This window comes from Shimia sp. MIT910701, assembly GCF_047126315.1.
GTDB lineage: Bacteria > Pseudomonadota > Alphaproteobacteria > Rhodobacterales > Rhodobacteraceae > Shimia.
Window position 1 is genome coordinate 170,032 of sequence record NZ_CP138953.1, and the last position, 17,086, is coordinate 187,117.

General features: G+C 58.5%; 17 protein-coding genes. 11 read left to right on the forward strand and 6 right to left on the reverse strand.

Annotation, left to right across the window (positions count from 1 at the left end):
* Nucleotides 1-191 precede the first annotated feature (191 nt).
* The gene (locus tag SIB38_RS00770; RefSeq protein ID WP_294116819.1) at nt 192-692 is read left to right on the forward strand and encodes a fasciclin domain-containing protein; all 501 of its coding nucleotides are present in this window, start codon (nt 192-194) and stop codon (nt 690-692) included.
* A 70-nt stretch (nt 693-762) separates the two neighbouring features.
* Here the strand turns inward: SIB38_RS00770 and SIB38_RS00775 are convergent, their stop codons facing one another.
* The 3 genes from SIB38_RS00775 to trxB form a co-directional block, all read right to left on the reverse strand.
* Nucleotides 763-2,838: a bifunctional sulfate adenylyltransferase/adenylylsulfate kinase gene (locus tag SIB38_RS00775; RefSeq protein WP_294116821.1), complete on the reverse strand. Its 2,076-nt coding sequence runs from the start codon at nt 2,836-2,838 to the stop codon at nt 763-765.
* A gap of 124 nt (nt 2,839-2,962) precedes the next feature.
* Nucleotides 2,963-4,645, reverse strand: a complete 1,683-nt coding sequence (locus SIB38_RS00780; protein WP_366010941.1) for an adenylate/guanylate cyclase domain-containing protein — start codon at nt 4,643-4,645, stop codon at nt 2,963-2,965.
* A gap of 152 nt (nt 4,646-4,797) precedes the next feature.
* A complete protein-coding gene (trxB, locus tag SIB38_RS00785) occupies nt 4,798-5,739 on the reverse strand; it encodes a thioredoxin-disulfide reductase (protein WP_294116823.1) in 942 nt (313 codons plus the stop codon).
* Nucleotides 5,740-5,957: 218 nt separating this feature from the next.
* On the opposite strand from trxB, the gene SIB38_RS00790 reads away from it, so the two are divergent.
* Nucleotides 5,958-6,458 carry an Lrp/AsnC family transcriptional regulator gene (locus SIB38_RS00790; protein ID WP_294116827.1) on the forward strand — a complete coding sequence of 167 codons (501 nt, stop codon included), beginning with the start codon at nt 5,958-5,960 and terminating at the stop codon, nt 6,456-6,458.
* Nucleotides 6,459-6,523: 65 nt separating this feature from the next.
* On the opposite strand, the gene SIB38_RS00795 is transcribed toward SIB38_RS00790, so the two are convergent.
* A complete protein-coding gene (locus tag SIB38_RS00795; protein WP_294116829.1) occupies nt 6,524-7,246 on the reverse strand; it encodes a hypothetical protein in 723 nt (240 codons plus the stop codon).
* 392 nt (nt 7,247-7,638) lie between these two features.
* On the opposite strand from SIB38_RS00795, the gene SIB38_RS00800 reads away from it, so the two are divergent.
* The 3 genes from SIB38_RS00800 to SIB38_RS00810 all read left to right on the forward strand — a co-directional run bounded on the left by SIB38_RS00800 (nt 7,639) and on the right by SIB38_RS00810 (nt 8,719).
* Nucleotides 7,639-8,232, forward strand: coding sequence for an NAD(P)H-dependent oxidoreductase (locus SIB38_RS00800; RefSeq protein ID WP_294116831.1), 594 nt, complete (start codon nt 7,639-7,641; stop codon nt 8,230-8,232).
* Between the two features lie 84 nt (nt 8,233-8,316).
* Nucleotides 8,317-8,493 (forward strand): hypothetical protein, encoded by a 177-nt coding sequence (locus SIB38_RS00805; protein ID WP_294116833.1) that lies wholly within the window; start codon nt 8,317-8,319, stop codon nt 8,491-8,493.
* Between the two features lie 19 nt (nt 8,494-8,512).
* Nucleotides 8,513-8,719, forward strand: a complete 207-nt coding sequence (locus SIB38_RS00810) for a hypothetical protein (protein WP_294116834.1) — start codon at nt 8,513-8,515, stop codon at nt 8,717-8,719.
* Nucleotides 8,720-9,139: 420 nt separating this feature from the next.
* Here the strand turns inward: SIB38_RS00810 and SIB38_RS00815 are convergent, their stop codons facing one another.
* Nucleotides 9,140-9,835 (reverse strand): SDR family oxidoreductase, encoded by a 696-nt coding sequence (locus tag SIB38_RS00815; protein ID WP_412551148.1) that lies wholly within the window; start codon nt 9,833-9,835, stop codon nt 9,140-9,142.
* Nucleotides 9,836-9,932: 97 nt separating this feature from the next.
* On the opposite strand from SIB38_RS00815, the gene SIB38_RS00820 reads away from it, so the two are divergent.
* From SIB38_RS00820 to SIB38_RS00845, 6 genes are all read left to right on the forward strand, one after another.
* Nucleotides 9,933-10,805, forward strand: a complete 873-nt coding sequence (locus SIB38_RS00820) for a LysR substrate-binding domain-containing protein (RefSeq protein ID WP_412551149.1) — start codon at nt 9,933-9,935, stop codon at nt 10,803-10,805.
* A 50-nt stretch (nt 10,806-10,855) separates the two neighbouring features.
* Nucleotides 10,856-11,794 carry an aldo/keto reductase gene (locus SIB38_RS00825; protein ID WP_294116837.1) on the forward strand — a complete coding sequence of 313 codons (939 nt, stop codon included), beginning with the start codon at nt 10,856-10,858 and terminating at the stop codon, nt 11,792-11,794.
* The gene (locus SIB38_RS00830; RefSeq protein ID WP_412551150.1) at nt 11,791-12,867 is read left to right on the forward strand and encodes an NAD(P)/FAD-dependent oxidoreductase; all 1,077 of its coding nucleotides are present in this window, start codon (nt 11,791-11,793) and stop codon (nt 12,865-12,867) included. Before SIB38_RS00825 ends, SIB38_RS00830 begins: the two co-directional genes overlap by 4 nt.
* On the forward strand, nt 12,867-13,526 hold the full coding sequence (locus SIB38_RS00835) for a DUF938 domain-containing protein (protein WP_412551151.1): 660 nt from the start codon (nt 12,867-12,869) through the stop codon (nt 13,524-13,526). Before SIB38_RS00830 ends, SIB38_RS00835 begins: the two co-directional genes overlap by 1 nt.
* Nucleotides 13,527-13,625: 99 nt before the next feature.
* The gene (locus SIB38_RS00840) at nt 13,626-13,964 is read left to right on the forward strand and encodes a carboxymuconolactone decarboxylase family protein (RefSeq protein WP_294116843.1); all 339 of its coding nucleotides are present in this window, start codon (nt 13,626-13,628) and stop codon (nt 13,962-13,964) included.
* A 61-nt stretch (nt 13,965-14,025) separates the two neighbouring features.
* Nucleotides 14,026-14,424: an EF-hand domain-containing protein gene (locus SIB38_RS00845; protein ID WP_294116845.1), complete on the forward strand. Its 399-nt coding sequence runs from the start codon at nt 14,026-14,028 to the stop codon at nt 14,422-14,424.
* Nucleotides 14,425-14,475: 51 nt separating this feature from the next.
* On the opposite strand, the gene SIB38_RS00850 is transcribed toward SIB38_RS00845, so the two are convergent.
* Complete coding sequence (locus SIB38_RS00850; protein ID WP_412551152.1) at nt 14,476-16,983, reverse strand: GcvT family protein; 2,508 nt, start codon at nt 16,981-16,983, stop codon at nt 14,476-14,478.
* Between the last annotated feature and the right edge of the window lie 103 nt (nt 16,984-17,086).

Sequence of the window (17,086 nt, forward strand, 5' to 3'; positions counted from 1 at the left end):
AAATCGCTCTTGGTTCGCCGCAGAGTGCGTGCCAAGGGCTTACCCCACGTCGATCACGCCCTTCTCACAAAAACGTTTGTCATTTTATTTCAACAATTTAAAAGCACCGACCTATCCTTTTGCACAAATCCTCTGATCCATTTGATGCCTCCTCTGCGTAGCTTTTGCATCAACATTGGAGAGGAAATCACATGTTCAGACGCACCTTCATCGCATCCGTTATGGGCGCAGCTATGGCCGTAACAACCGCCACCTTCGCCATGGCGGATGGCCACGGCAAAAAAGACATCGTCGACACCGCCGTTGGTGCTGGCAGCTTCACCACCCTAGTTGCCGCCGTTCAGGCCGCGGGCCTCGTGGACACTCTGAAAGGTGATGGCCCCTTCACCGTATTTGCCCCAACCGACGAAGCGTTTGCCGCGCTGCCTGCTGGCACCGTTGAGGACCTGCTGAAGCCGGAAAACAAAGACAAACTGGTGTCTATTCTGACCTACCACGTGGTGCCCGCCAAGGTGATGTCCGGCGACATCGCGGGCAAGAAAGCCACCGTGGCGACGGTTGAGGGCGAGAAACTCAACGTGAACGCCCGCAACGGCGTCAAGGTCAACGGCGCCAAAGTGGTGTCCGCAGACATTGGCGCCTCCAACGGTGTGATCCACGTGATCGACAAAGTGCTGATCCCGGAAGGCTAAGACCAACCACCACTCACAAAAAAAGGCGCGGGACATCCCGCGCCTTTTCCAATTTCAAATGCCAGACGGCTTAGCCGGAGATCAGGCCGAGGCTTTCCAGCTTCAGGATCACCTGATGGGCACAGTTGTCCACATCGGCACCTTCGGTCTCCACACGCAGCTCTGGGTTCTCTGGCACGTCATATGGGTCAGAAATACCGGTGAACTCTTTGATCTTACCTTCGCGCGCCAGCTTATAGAGGCCTTTGCGGTCACGGCGTTCACATTCCTCAATCGAGGTCGCCACGTGCACTTCTACAAAGGCACCAAAGCCTTCGATGTCTTCACGTACGGCACGACGTGTGGTGGCATATGGCGCGATTGGCGCACAGATCGCGATACCACCGTTTTTGGTGATCTCAGACGCCACATAGCCGATCCGACGGATGTTCAGGTCACGGTGCTCTTTGGAGAAGCCCAGCTCGGAGCTGAGGTTTTTCCGCACAATGTCGCCATCCAGCAGCGTCACCGGACGACCACCCATTTCCATCAGCTTGACCATCAGAGCGTTTGCAATGGTGGATTTGCCGGAGCCGGAGAAGCCGGTGAAGAACACGGTGAAGCCCTGTTTCGCACGTGGTGGCTTGGTCTTGCGCAGCTCTTTCACAACTTCCGGGAAGGAGAACCACTCAGGGATTTCCAGACCTTCGGCCAGGCGACGACGCAGCTCGGTGCCGGAGATGTTCAGGATGGTGACATCGTCTTTGTCCTGAATTTCGTCCATTGGCTCGTACTGCGCACGCTCCTGCACCCACACCATGTGTTTGAAGTCGACCATAGTGATGCCGATTTCTTCTTCATGTGCACGGAACAGTTCCTGCGCGTCATAGGGCCCGTAGAAGTCTTCGCCTGCGGAGTTCTTACCGGGGCCAGCGTGATCGCGGCCAACGATGAAGTGGGTGCAGCCGTGGTTGGCGCGGATCAGACCGTGCCAAACCGCCTCACGTGGGCCAGCCATACGCATCGCCAGGTTCAGCAGGGACATGGAGGTGGTGGAGGCAGGATACTTGTCCAGAACCGCCTCATAGCAGCGCACGCGGGTGAAGTGATCCACATCGCCCGGCTTGGTCATGCCCACAACAGGGTGGATCAACAGGTTGGCCTGCGCTTCTTTGGCGGCACGGAAAGTCAGTTCCTGGTGCGCACGGTGCAGCGGGTTGCGGGTTTGGAACGCAACCACTTTGCGCCAGCCCATTTTGCGGAAGTAGGCGCGCAGCTCGTTTGGCGTGTCGCGACGGGCGCGGAAGTCATAGTGCACAGGCTGTTGAATGCCGGTCACCGGACCACCGAGGTACACTTTACCCGCGTGGTTGTGCAGGTAGTTCACCGCTGGGTGCGCGTCATCATCCGCCCCAAACACTTTTTCCGCTTCCAACGCTTTGTTGGGCACAAAATTGTCGGTCACGGTCATGGTGGCGAGGATCACGCCTTCCTGATCGCGCAGCGCAATGTCCTGGCCTTCTTCCAGACCCGCGGCAAATTCCTCGGACACATCCAGGTTGATCGGCATTGGCCACAGGGAGCCATCCGCCAGGCGCATGTTCTCAACAACACCGTTGTAGTCTTCTTCGCTCAGGAAGCCTTTGAGCGGGTTGAAGCCACCGTTCATCAGCAGTTCCAAGTCACAGATCTGACGCGGTGTCAGATCCCAGCTGACCAGATCGGCCGCTTCCACTTTCAGCTTCTGAGCACTCTCATAAGAAACATAGAGCTCAGGAATAGGAGCCAGATTGTTTTGCATTGGATGTGTCCTGTGTTTGATAGGAACCAGGCCGCTTGCCGAGCCTGTCAGTTCCGCATGGAGCGCCTCATATTCAGAGAGCTTGCGGGCGAGGAATTGATCTGTGAGCCGCACTTTCTCCGCCGCACCACGCGCGGTGAGCGAATAGGCAAACCTCTGTCGTTTGTCCGGGCCCGCGCGATCACTAATGGTAATCAGCCCGGCTTCTGCCGCAGCGCGCAGTTGTGCATTCAGACGCCCCAAAGAAATCCCCACCGCCGCCGCAGTGGCGCGCTGTGATGCTTCTGGCGCCTGATCAAGCTGGCGCAGAAGGCGGAAGAGCACGTCTTCCTCATCTGATGTGGGTTTGGCGGTCTGAAATGACATTAACAAACGACTCAAAGTGTGTTCACGCGTGAACACATAGGGCGGTTTGGCAAAATCTCAAAGCCTTATTTGGCTTTTGCATAGCAAATATGCTACCGTTTCAATGCTGCAACGCAGCGCGACCTCACACCGTTTCGGCCTGCTTGGACAGCACCGCAGGCAAGGCCGCCGCCCGCTTCAGCGCCAAAGCCCGGACTGGCTGCGCCACGCCGCGCAACTCCAACACCTCAAGTGTATGTACCTCCGGATCATGCCCCGCCGCGGCCAACACAGCTTCGGACACCAGCACCTCCACGCCCAGCGCCTTGGTTTGCCCCTCCAAGCGGCTGGCAGCATTCACGGTGTCGCCAATGATAGTGCGCGGCGCGAGATTCACCGCGCCAATTTCGCCAAGCACCAACTCCCCCAAATGCACCCCCATACCGATCGCAACTGGCGTCGCATTTTCCGCTTTCAGGGTCTGATTAAACACCTGCAAGGCCGAACTGATCCCCGCCGCCGCCTCAATTGCCGCCTTTGCCGAAGCCTCTTCACTGTCGAGCTCAAACACCGCCAGCAGCCCATCACCCAGATACTTATCCACCGTACCCCCGACACCAGTGATCGACGGCACAATCGCATCAAAGAAACGGTTCAACAGAAACACGACATCGTAAGGCAACTGTCCCGTGGTGCGCGCCGTAAAACTCCGCATATCCAGAAACAGGATCGCCAACCGCCGCTCTTGCCCGAGGCTCTGATGTGCCCGCGCCTGCTGCCCATCACTGCGAAACACCCGCAGCACGGTTGCCGGCTCCTTGGGCCGTAACTGACAGGCCAACCGCGCATTAGGCGGTGCATTCACCGCCGCCAAACTGTCCGCCTCCGCCTTCTCCGGCGGGTGCAACAACTCTGCGCCTTCCTCGACAATCACCCGACAGGTGGTGCAACGCCCACGACCACCACACAGCGCCATATGCGGCACCCCGGCCACGCGCGACATCTCCAGCAAAGTCATACCCGGCTGCCCGGAAATCTCCGGCCCATCAACATAGCGAATACGCACCGCACGGCGCGCCCCGATAAAGCGCCGCCCAAAATGCACCGCCATGGTCAGCACCAAGAGCCCGACAAAAACACCCAGCAAGCTGCGGTTGATCTCGGCCAGTCGCGCAAAGGTCTCCACCGTCGGAAAGCCGTAACTCTCCCGCAAGGCCGCACCGCCTTCCGGATCAAACAGCCGCATATTCTGCAACCGCCCCTGCACCAGAAACCCGGCCAGCGCAAAGGCTGGTACCAAGGTCGCGAGCGACAACATCACCGGCAACACCCGCCGCCAACTGGGCAGCACCCGCAGCCACATATGCAGACCAATACAGGCGTGAATCCACACCACCAGCAGCAGAGCCGCCTGCTGCCAGCCGCTGGGCGAATTCCAGATCAGACCGGCAATGAAGCCCATCTCTGGCTCCACCTCAAACCGGTTCTCGGCCACCCGCGTGTGTACAATATGGGTCATCAACAACAGCGGGATCAGCAACCCCAACAGCACCTGCCCCGCCTCCGACGCGGGCATGCGCAGCGTGCGTTTCCGCGCCAAGCGGTACAAAGCCAACCCCATATGGGTCAACAACGCCCCATAGAGCGCGAGCTGCCCCAACGGATTGCTGGTCACAGCTTCCAACCCATCCTGTGCCCACTCCATCGCCTCAAGAGAAAACAGCCCCATGCCAATATTGAAGAAGTGAAACAGCACATAACAAAAAAGGATCAACCCCGACACGATGCGCGCCTTTGTGCGCCAATTGCCCTGCCACAATCTGTTCACCGGTGCCGTCCTTTATCTGGGGTCCCTTCATGAGAGACTGACCAACCGCGCCCGATGGGTCAAGGCGCAGCCCCCTGCGTATCTGCGCACAACCGCAAAGAAAAACGGGGCCGCAAACACGACCCCGCTTCAATCTCACTTTCGCAAAAAACTCACTCGTTTTCGGCGATAAACTTCTCAGCATCCAGCGCCGCCATACAGCCCATGCCCGCCGAGGTCACCGCCTGACGGTAGACATGGTCGGTTAAATCACCCGCCGCAAACACGCCGGGGATAGAGGTCTTGGAGGTACCTGCCTCAACCTTCACGTACCCACCGTTGTGCAGCTCCAGCTGATCTTTCACCAACTCGCTCGCAGGCGCGTGGCCAATCGCGATGAACACACCCGCCGCCGGGATCTCTTTGATCTCGCCAGTGTCTACGTGCTTCACCTTCACGCCGGTCACACCTTTTGGATTGTCGTCGCCAACAACTTCTTCCAGCGTGTGGAACCACAGCGTCTCGATCTTCTCATGCTTCAACAGACGGTCCTGCAGGATTTTCTCCGCTCGCAGCTCATCCCGACGGTGGATCAAGGTCACTTTGGAGGCGAAGTTGGTCAAAAACAGCGCTTCCTCAACGGCAGTGTTGCCGCCACCGACAACCACAATCTCCTGACCGCGATAGAAGAACCCGTCACAGGTCGCACAGGCCGAAACACCAAAGCCCTTAAACGCCTCTTCGCTCTCCAGCCCCAGCCACTTGGCGCGTGCACCAGTTGCCAAAATAACCGCATCCGCAGTGTAAAGCGTGCCGCTGTCACCTTTCGCCTTGAACGGACGCTCGCTCAGGTCGAGGTCCACAATCATGTCGCCGATGATCTCACAGCCCATCGCGCGGGCGTGCGCTTCCATCTTCTGCATAAGCTCCGGGCCCTGCACTTCCACAAACGACGGGTAGTTCTCCACCTCGGTTGTGGTGGTCAGCTGCCCACCCGGCTCGATGCCCTGCACCAGCACCGGCTCCAGCATCGCGCGGCTCGCATAAACGCCCGCCGTATAGCCCGCAGGCCCGGACCCAATGATCAGAACCTTGGTGTGTTTTGTCTCGCCCATGAAAGGCACCTTTCCGCGTTGCAAAGTCTAAGTCGGTAGCCGATATAGCCCTCCGCACACGTCAGGAAAAGCCCAAGACCAAAAACCAAAACGTGTGGTCCAAAAAATCAGCAGTCGGCAGAAAACCGTAAAAGGATATTGCGCTAACACGAAATATAATTGCGCACTTGCCCTTTGATGCTATAACAACCGCAAAATTAACCAACGAGACGAGATACATGCCCGGACACCGGCTAGATCCTATCGATCGCAAAATCCTCGCAGAGTTACAGGCCGACGGCCGCATGACCAATGTTGAGCTCGCCAAGCGAGTCGGCATCTCCGCCCCGCCCTGTCTGCGCCGCGTGCGCACGCTGGAAGACGCAGGCTACATCCGCGGCTACCACGCCGACGTCGACAGCCGCGAATTGGGCTTTGAGGTACAGGTCTTTGCCATGGTCGGCCTCGTCAGCCAGGCCGAAGCAGACCTCTCCGCCTTTGAAGACCGCTGCCGCGACTGGCCGCTGGTGCGCGAATGTCACATGCTCAATGGCGAGGTGGATTTCATCCTGAAATGCGTCGCCCCCGACCTCAGCACGTTCCAGACCTTCCTGACCGAAGACCTGACCTCCGCGCCCAATGTGGCCAGCGTGAAAACCTCGCTGGTGATCCGCGGCGCCAAGGACACGCCCGGCGTGCCCTTTGAAGTGCTCGAAGAACGTCTCAGCCGCGACGCGTAAACCCCATCTCATCGTTATGGGAACGCCTCACATCGCTGCGAGGCGTTATCCTTCTTACCTGAGTTTTACGGCTGCCAGTCCTGAAACGGCGCGTGCACTTGCTCTGCTGCCGCCGCATAGCGGGCGTCGGATTTCGCGGCGACCACCGCCGCAGACAAAGCCGCATTCAGCGCGTCTCCTTCCGCTCCAGTCGGCACGATCAAAGTAGAATCCCAAACAGCATACTTGGCGCGATGCAAATCGATCATGCCCTCGGCCTTGATCACTCCATCCACCGCATCCTGCTCCATGATGAACGCATCGGTGCGCCCTTTGGCCAGTTTCTTAAGACCAATTTCGATTGAAGCGACCTCGTCCACGGCAAAGTCAAAGAAATGCGCATGTCCGATCATGGTCTCAACCCGCAAAGCGGTGAAATCTGAGTCCGCATTCAGAGGTGAATCTTTGCGCGAATAGACCACAAAGGTGACATCCAAAAGCGGTTCGTCAATATACTGGAATTCCGGCGGACTGCCGGCGCCCGTATCGATCAACGGCGCATGTACATCCGATTTACGCGTGGCCACATTCTGAATGGAGCGGCCAAACGGGAAGACCTGATAGCTAAAATCACCGCCGTCATAATGCTCGTCGACAATGCGCAACAGATGTGGAAGCGTGCCTTCCGCGCCCCCATTTCCATCTGGCGCCGCAAGGCCGGGAATCTCCGCCAAACTGACTGACAATTCAGCTGCATATAGGGGTGTCATGAGGCACATCATGCTCAAAGTAGCTGCCATTTTTTTCATGATTTTTCTCCTTCTCCAAAAATCGAGAAGGAGGCTAGGATCGAAATCCCTAACTAAGTTTGAAAGAAAAAATCAGCGCGTTGGTGCTTTTTTGCGGCATTTTAAACTGCTCACCATGCGATGCAAAAGCACCCCTAAACCTGTTATTTTTGACAGCATCGACACATTCCTGAAACTGGCCGTGCGCGTATGATTGCCTGCCTTTTGGCCCGACTATCGGCCAAATCATCCAATACACTCCATGTAAGTGCCACAACTCGAGATCAGGACAAAAAACCTCCCTACGACCCCAGTAAATTCGGATATTATATTGTTTTAAATACTGTATTTACATTTGACCTAAAGCCGTCTTGAAGTCCTACATTGCCTCAAACACATTTCCAGAGGCCCCCATGCACGTTCTCACCGTTCTCGATCACCCCAACCCCAACTCCTTCAGCCATGCCACTGCGCAACACTTCATGGCCGGAGCAGAAGCCGCAGGACACAGCACCGAATTGGCGGACTTGCACGCTGAAGGTTTCAACCCGCTGTGGACCATGGCGGATATCGAAAGCGATGGAAAAACCAACGTTCCCGCCGATGTTACGCGAGAACAAGACCGCATCGCGCGCGCCGACGCAATCTGTCTGATCTTCCCGCTGTTCTGGTGGGGCATGCCCTCCATGACCAAAGGCTGGGTCGATCGGGTCTGGAGCTGGGGCTGGGCCTATGACCAACTCGACAACACCGAAAAATCCCTACAACGCAATCGCAGCGGACTTCTGCTGGTCCCGGCAGGCGCCCGCTCTGACGAAATCGAAAGCAAAGGCTACCGCGCCGCTCTCGACACTTGTTGGACAGACGGCACTTTTGGCTTCTTTGGCTTCTCTCCCCGCCGCATGGAATTGCTCTATGGGTCCACCGGCTCAGAGCCGCGCCGCAAGGCGCTGCTCCAACAAAGCTATGACAGTGGCGTCACCTTGCCGCCACCCGTAGGGGCCTAACACAGGTCTGCAGCAAACCGGACACATCGCCCTTCGCTGCCTTTCGGAAGGCGCGCGGCGATTGCCCGGACCAGCGCGCCGGATATGACCGGCTTTGAAAGCTCCGGCGCTGATTGGCTGGAAAGCTACAAACACTATTTTGAGCATAACCACGTGCTGGTGACCAGTCCGCACAAGGTCTACGGCCCGGGCAGCAACGACGTCGCGCTGCAACTGCGCAAGAAAGGCATCAACAAGGTCATCCTCGGCGGCATGTCGTAACCTCTGCACCGAAAGCCACATGCGCTCCCTGATCGAGGTCGGCTTTGAGGTCATGGTGGTGACCGACGCCACAGCCGGGGCCATCACCGAGTTCTATGACGGCTACGCCGCCTCGCTGACCTATTTCAGCATGATCGCCAGCAAGGTGGACAACACGGACAACACCCTGGCCAAAGCCGCAGAGATGTGGCTGACCATCAAACACGCCGCCGCCGGCAGCCTGTAACCCCTCAACTGTAACCCGGGACACATCTCGCGGGCAGAGTTTGGCGGCTCTGCCTGCCCTTCGTTTTGCACACCGCCACACCACGGCGGACGACCTGTGCCTTTCCCTTCAGAGCCTGGTCGCTGATCCCGAAAAGATCTGGCGCAGCGTCTGGGTCCAGCGGCCCAGCGAGGCCTGCCGAGTGGCGGCTTGACGCAGGCGAGGCGATGGATCGGGGATCTTGTCAGCGACAGGGGCCAAGGGAGAGCCACAGGCCCTTTCCCTTTGGTGAGAGAGCGTCCTTTTTCTGACATTTATTAACGCCACCCCACCTCTTGTCAGACCCACACCCCCCACCTCCGCAAAACAGTCGTGATACCGACGCAATACCGACGTGGTTTTGAGGCTGCACAGATAGCTGAGACAAAGGTTAACCCACCATCACACGTGGCTGGTCAACCCGCCGTCCACACGCCAATTCTGGCCAGTCACATAACTGCCTTCACCAGCCAGATAACTCACCAGAGAAGACACCTCCTCACTGCGCCCATAGCGCCCCATCGGAATACGGGCTTTGCGATCTTCGGTTTCTGGCAGGCTGTCGATGAACCCCGGCAAGATATTGTTCATACGCACATTTTCGGCGGCGAACTTGTCGGCAAACAACTTGGTGAAACTCGCCAAACCCGCCCGAAATACACCAGACGTCGGAAACAACGGGTCCGGTTCAAACGCAGCAAAGGTCGAGATATGGATGATCGATCCGCCCCCCTGCTTGGCCATAATCGGCGCCACAATCCGTGCAGGCCGGATCACATTCATCAGGTAGTACTCCATCCCGAGGTGCCAGTCGTCGTCACTGATCTCCAGAATGTCCCCTTTGGGCCCATGTCCCGCAGAATTCACCAGAACATCTACCCGCGCCCACTTGGAAAGCGCCTTATCTACAAACACTTGCAGGTCTTCCGGCACAAGATTGGACCCGGTCACGCCAACCCCGCCCAACGCATCCGCCAAAGCTTCCCCTTTGCCGGAAGAAGACAGAATGCCTACCTCAAACCCGTCTGATTTCAATCTCTTAGCCGCATCCGCGCCCATACCGCTGCCACCAGCGGTGATCAGTGCCACCTTGGTCATATCAAGCTCCTTTTGAGGCCCAACCCTGCCCAATTTGGCGGCTTTTGACCAATCATGCTTCATTGCTTAGAGTGTAGAAAATCTACATCCTAGACCAATGACTCGCATCAACCTCAACAGCCTATCCATGTTTGACGCTGCCGCCCAACACGGCAGTTTTCGCCGTGCGGCTGAGGCGCTTCACCTGACGCAAGGCGCCGTGGCGCAGCAGGTACGCAACCTCGAGAAACAGACCCAGACCCAGCTGTTTCACCGGCTGCCACAAGGTCTCTCGCTTACGGAAGAAGGCCGCGCTTATCACGAGACTGTCTCGGCCGCGTTGCAACAGATCGAAACCGCCACCCGCGCCCTGAAGCCCGCGACACAATCAATCACCCTGTCAGTGCCGCCCTCGCTCGCTTCAAAATGGCTGGTGCCTCGATTGGCAAACTTCGCGGCGCAGCACCCGGACATCTCCCTGCATATCCACGCTTCGGAAACCCGCACGAATTTCGCCAAGGATCCGGTCGACATCGCCATTCGTCAAGGGCAGGTGCCTTTGGTGCCCAACACTCATTGCGAGCCACTGGCCCCATTGGATCTGGTTGCCGTGGCGCGCCCTTCGACCAACCCCACGTCGCTCTCACTGGCGGACACGGTGACGCTTCCTTTGATCGAGGACGGGCACAACCGCTGGAAAACTCTCTGCGAAGACAGAGGGCTACCCTATCCAGACACTGTGCTCTCCTTTAATCAAACCGCCTTGGCCATTGACGCGGCGATCACAGGTCAAGGCGTGACCTTGGCCCCGCGCCTGCTTGTTCAGGACGCGCTAAACCAAGGCCACCTGACCGTCCTTTGGCACCCTGCCGAAACCCCAGAGGCTTACCACCTACTACATCCCACATCTCGCCGTAGACACAGGAAGGCTGTTGTGTCGTGGCTCAAACAAGAGGTCGTAGCTGGGCCCAATACCACGCCTCTTGCGTAAGGGCGCAAAAACCACTTTCCCCGAAATGGTTCACATGGCAACGTCCTGCCATGACGCAGACAATTTCCAGCCCCAACGGCACCCTGATCAGCCGCTTCGCTTTTGGCACCATGCAGTTTGGCGGCACCGCCTCGGAGCGCGACAGCGCCGAGATGTTTGAGGCCTGCCTTGACGCGGACATCACCCATTTTGACACCGCATATCTGTACACAGATGGCGCCAGCGAGACGATCCTCGGCAAACTGGCCGCGCCGCATCGCGAGCGCTTGGTGATCGCGACAAAGGTTGGCTACCGCGGCGGTGCGGGTGCAGAAAATCTGCGGTCGCAATTTGATGTATCGCGTAAGCGGCTCAACATGGACCACGTCGATATTCTCTATTTGCACCGCTTTGATGCGAACACGCCAATTGAGGAAACTCTTGAAACCTTTGCGCAATTCAAGGCCGACGGACAGGTCACTCACATAGGCCTCTCCAATTTCGCCGCCTGGCAAGTTGTGAAAGCCGCCTGGGCGGCCTCAAAACTGGACCTGACAATCGACCTGCTGCAGCCAATGTACAGCCTTGTGAAACGTCAGGCTGAAGTCGAGATTCTGCCCATGTGCGCTGATCTTGGCATCTTGCCAGCCACCTATTCCCCGCTTGGCGGCGGTCTGCTCACCGGCAAATACAGTGCCAAAGATGCAGATGGGCGCCTTGCCACAGATGAGCGCTATGCCGCCCGCTATGACGTTGATTGGATGCGCAAAACCGCTGCCGATCTTTCCGAACTGGCCGCTGCGCGGGACGTACACCCCGCGACATTGGCCGCCGCTTGGGTTACCAAACACAGCGCCGCGCCCAGCCCGATCCTCTCCGCACGCAACCTCGCACAGCTCGAGCCCTCGCTGGCCGCGACACGCTTTGACATGGACGATGCGCTCTACGCCGAGATCACCGCGCTCAGCCAAACACCCGCCCCCGCCACAGACAGATTGGACGAAGCATGATTGATTTCCTCATCATCGGCGGTGGCATCGGCGGCATCTCCGCCGCTGCCCGTCTTGCCCCTTTGGGAAAAACCGTTGTTCTGGAACGAGAATCTGCCCTCGGCTACCACGCCTCCGGCCGGTCCGCCGCAATGTTTGAACCCAACTACGGCTCCCCCAGCACCGTGGAACTCAGCCACGCGAGCGGCGACTTCTTCCAATCCGAGGATGGCGGCTTCCTCTCACCACGCGGCGTGATGTTCCTCGCCGCCAAAGGCGAAGACGACGCCTTCAAACGCTGCTGCGAGAGCTTTGACGCCGCCCCGATGTACTTGGAACAGGCCGTCGACATGGTGCCGATCCTCAATACAGAGGCCATCGGCAATGTCGCGCACCATCACTCCGGCGAAGACATCGACACCGACCGGCTGATCCAGTGGTTTGCCAAGACCTGCCGCGCCCAGGGTGGGGAGGTCCATACAAGCCAAGAAGTGAGCAAAATCACAAAGCTTTCCTACGGTTGGGAGGTTATGGCAAACGGCGAAACCTATACCGCCAAATTGTTGCTGAACGCTGCCGGGGCTTGGGTGGACGAGGTCGCCAAACTCGCGGGCATCACGCCTCTCAACGCCACGCCCCTGCGCCGCTCCATGGCGCGCATTCCAGCGCCGGGCGGGCATGACGTGAGCCGTTGGCCCATGCTGCTCGACATTCACGAAAACTGGTATTCCAAACCCGACGCGGGCAGCCTGATCGTGTCTCCCGCAGAGGAAGATCCGATGCCACCGTTTGATGCCTGGCCGGATGACATGGTCATCGCCGAAGGCCTTGCCCGCTACCAGGAATTTGTCACCGAAGAAGTCACCCGCGTCGAAGCCACATGGGCGGGCCTGCGCAGCTTTTCACCCGACCGCAATCTGGTGATCGGCCCCGACGCTGACGAGCCCAGTTTCTTCTGGGTGGCCTGTCAGGGCGGCTATGGCTTCCAATCCTGCCCCGCTGTGGCGCAACTGGTCGCGGACCTGATTTCCGGACAGACGCCCACAATCGATCGCGAGGTCATTGCCGCCCTTGATCCCCGGAGGTTTGCCTGATGCCCCGCCGCCTCAACCTGCCAGACAGCGCCTCGGTTGCCACGCCAGACAGCGGCGGCAAGCTCTTTGCCCCGTCCGCCGCCCGCAATACAGAACCGTTGACCAAGGCTCTGGCGGATTTCGTGCCGTCTCAAGGCCGCGCCTTGGAGATCGCCAGCGGCACCGGCCAGCACATCGTCTCTTATGCCAAGGCGTTCCCACAGGTCATGTGGCAACCCACCGAAATTGCCGAAGACCGGATCGCCAGTATTGCAGCCTATCTGGCCGAAACCGCACTCACCAACGTGGAAACCCCGATCCTCCTCGACGCCACAGCGCCGGGCTGGGGCGGCACATCCGGCCCAGTAGACCTGATCCTGCTCAGCAATCTGCTGCACTTGATCAGTCAAGCTGAAGCTGAGGTACTCATCTCGGAATCGGCCAAAACCCTAGCGCCAGGCGGGAGCCTTGTCATCTACGGTCCGTTCTCGCGTGATGGAGTTTTGGTCTCCGACGGGGACGTCCAATTCGATCAAAGCCTGCGCGCACAAGACCCTGAAATCGGGTACAAATCGGATGTCGCCATCCAGGCTTTTGGCGCCTCCTGCGGCCTAATGCCCAATAAGGCCATTGAGATGCCTGCCAACAACCTACTCCTAACTTGGCAAGCACCAGCTTAGGACGCCACGTCACGCTCCCCTTTTTTGCGTCGCACCTGATCGAGATCAAATTCACATTCCCCAAGCTGAATATGATGCGCGCAAACCAAGGAGATTCTCATGAGCTGGATCAACAAGATTTCTGAAACCCGCACCCAACTGCGCGGATTGAACAAAGTCATCCCCGACACCGCCCGCGCCTTTGGCGGATTGAGCAAAACCGTGAAAGAAGGCGGCGTGCTTGACGTGAAGACCAAGGAATTTGTCGCGCTTGGCATGGCCGTGGTCAGCCGCTGTGAACCTTGTATCTCCCTACACTGTGACGCCCTCGTGCGGGCCGGCGCCACCAAGGAAGAAGTGGCCGATGTACTGGCCATGGTGATCCAGATGGGCGGTGGGCCAGCGATGATGTATGCGGCAAAAGCACAGGAGTGTTTTGAAGAGCTCACTGCGGGCTGACACTGCCCCGATTGCCACTTATGGTTGGGTCCAATTGTTCCGCAACACATTGGACCTCCCCATGCGACGCTCTCTTGTTTTGGCTGGCTTTCTGGCCTGCACCACCGCCTTCACCGCACAAGCCGCTGACATCTCCAGCTGGAGCTTCGGCAGCGACGGCACCATCACATGGGCCGACGTGGAAGAGCTGCGCAAAACCATCTTTGAGACCTTTGACACCGATGGAGATGGTGCGCTCAGCAACGAGGAATACACCGCCTTTGACAAAGCTCGCGCGGAGGCCGCTGACAAAGACGCCTCCTCCCTGCTCTTGCGCGCGGTGTCTGGTTTGGGCCGGGAAAACACAGACCTGAATCTCGACGGCTCGGTCACCCGCTCGGAACTGGAAACCGCTCTGCGCAGCTGGTTTGAACGGGTGGACGCCAACAACGACGGCGTAATCAACAAAGGCGAATACTAAACAGAAAACGCCCCGCACATTTGCGGGGCGTTTTCTATTCCTCCAGGCAACTTAGCCATCTTTGCGGATGGTCTCGTTTTTTGGATCATACGGGCTGTCGCAGGTCACGGTGGCATCCCACAGCTGATCCAGCATTTTGACCTTCAGCTTGGTGCCTTCCACCGCCAGTTCCGGCTTCACGTAGCCCATGCCGATACTCTTCTCAAAGGCCACCGAGTAGCCGCCAGAGGTCAAACGCCCAACGCGCTCACCTTCCGGCGTGTAAAGCACCTCACGGCCCCATGGGTCCGCATCTTCTGGGCCGTCGATCAGCAAGGTACAGCACTTCACCCGCACGCCCAGCGCTTCCATTTCAGCCTTGCCGTGGAAGTCTTTGGACAGGTCGATGAAGCGTGGCAGGTCGGCCTCGGCTGGCGTCGCATCCCGCCCCAACTCAGTGCCAAACGCGCGATAAGACTTCTCCTGACGCAGCCAGTTCTGCGCCCGCGCACCGACCAACTTCAAGTCGAACTCCGCGCCAGCCTCGGTGATCAAATCCCAGAGGTAGTTCTGCATCTCAATTGGGTGGTGCAGCTCCCAACCCAACTCACCGGTATAGGCCACACGGATCGCATTTACCGGACACATGCCCAGCTCGATCTGCCGCGCCGACAGCCACGGGAAGCGTTTGTTGGACAATGCTGTATCCGGTTCCGCATCGCTGATGACCTTCTTCAGCACATCGCGGGATTTTGGACCAGCAATGGCAAACACCCCCCACTGCGTGGTCACATCCTGGATCTCGATGTAGCCAAACTCCTCCATCTTGTCCTCGGCCGCCTTGCGCAGGAAGTCCGCGTCGTATTCGGTCCAAGCCCCTGCGGAGACAAGATAATAGTTGTTCTCGCCATTGCGCACGATGGTGTATTCGGTGCGCGTGGTCCCCGCCGCCGTTAGCGCATAGGTCAGGTTGATGCGCCCCACTTTGGGCAGTTTGTTGCAGGTGAACCAGTCGAGGAACTGCGTCGCACCGGGCCCCTTGACCACATGTTTGGTAAAGGCCGTCGCGTCAATCAGGCCCACGCCCTCACGGATCGCTTTCGCTTCATCCACGGCATATTGCCACCAGCCACCCCGGCGGAAGCTGCGGCTCTGCTCATCAAAGTTCGATGGCGCATCCAGCGGGCCATAGTAGTTTGGCCGCTCCCAACCATTGACCCAGCCAAACTGCGCACCTTTTGCTTTCTGACGATCAAACGCAGGCGAGGTCCGCAGCGGACGGCACGCCGGGCGCTCTTCGTCCGGGTGGTGCAGGATGTAGACGTGCTCATAGCACTCTTCGTTTTTGCGCGCGGCAAATTCGGTGGTCATCCAGTTCTGCGAATAGCGTTTCGGGTCGAGCGACGCCATATCGATCTCGGCCTCGCCATCCACCATCATCTGCGCAAGATAGTACCCCGTGCCGCCCGCCGCGGTGATGCCGAAAGAAAACCCTTCCGCCAGCCACATGTTGCGCAGCCCCGGCGCTGCCCCCACCAGAGGGTTGCCGTCCGGCGTGTAGCAAATTGGACCGTTGAAGTCGTCTTTCAGGCCGCTTTCCGCACAGGACGGCACACGCTCCGCCATCGCCATGTACTGATCCGCAATCCGGTCCAGATCGAGCGGGAACAAGTCGGCGCGGAAGCTGTCCGGCACCCCGTGCTCAAACCGCGCCGGTGCGCCATGTTCATAGATGCCCAGAATCCAGCCACCACGTTCCTCACGCGCATAGCTCTCATTGTCCGCATCCCGCACGACCGGGTGTTCCGGGTTGCCCGCTTCACGCCATTTCACCAGCTCAGGGTCTTGGTCCATCACGATGAAGGTGTGCTCCACCGGGATCGCAGGCATCTTAATGCCCAGCATCTTCGCGGTGCGCTGCGCGTGGTTACCCGACGCGGTCACCACATGCTCGGCAGTGATGACAAAGGTCTCATCGCTCGGCACAAGGTTGCCGCCCTTCTCCACCATCTTGGTGCAGGTCACTTCCCAGTGGGTGCCATTCCAGTGAAACGCATCCGCCTGGATTTTGCGGACAATCTCAACGCCACGCTGACGCGCGCCTTTGGCCATCGCCATGGTCACGTCCGCCGGGTTGATATAGCCGTCCTCAGTGTGGAACAGCGCGCCTTTGAGGTCATCAGTCTTGATCAGCGGCCAACGCTCGCTGATCTGATCCGGAGACAGCCACTCATACTTCACACCACAGGTCTCAGCCGTAGAAGCATAGAGCATGAACTCATCCATACGGTCCTGCGTCTGCGCCATGCGCAAGTTGCCCACCACAGCAAACCCAGCGTTCAGCCCGGTCTCTTCTTCCAGCGTCTTATAAAAATCCACCGAATACTGGTGAATGTGGGTCGTCGCATAAGACATATTGAACAGCGGCAGCAGGCCCGCCGCGTGCCAGGTCGAACCGGAGGTCAGCTCATCCCGCTCAATCAGCATCACATCGTCCCAGCCCGCTTTGGCAAGGTGATAGGCAATCGACGTGCCAACGGCACCGCCGCCAACAACAAGGGCTTTTACGTTTGTTTTCATGAGACAGGCGACTCCCCTGAGCATAATCCTTTTGCGCAAACTGTACCGGATTGCCGAAATTGCGCACGGTCCAGCCGACGCTTGATTGCACAATTGCGACGCC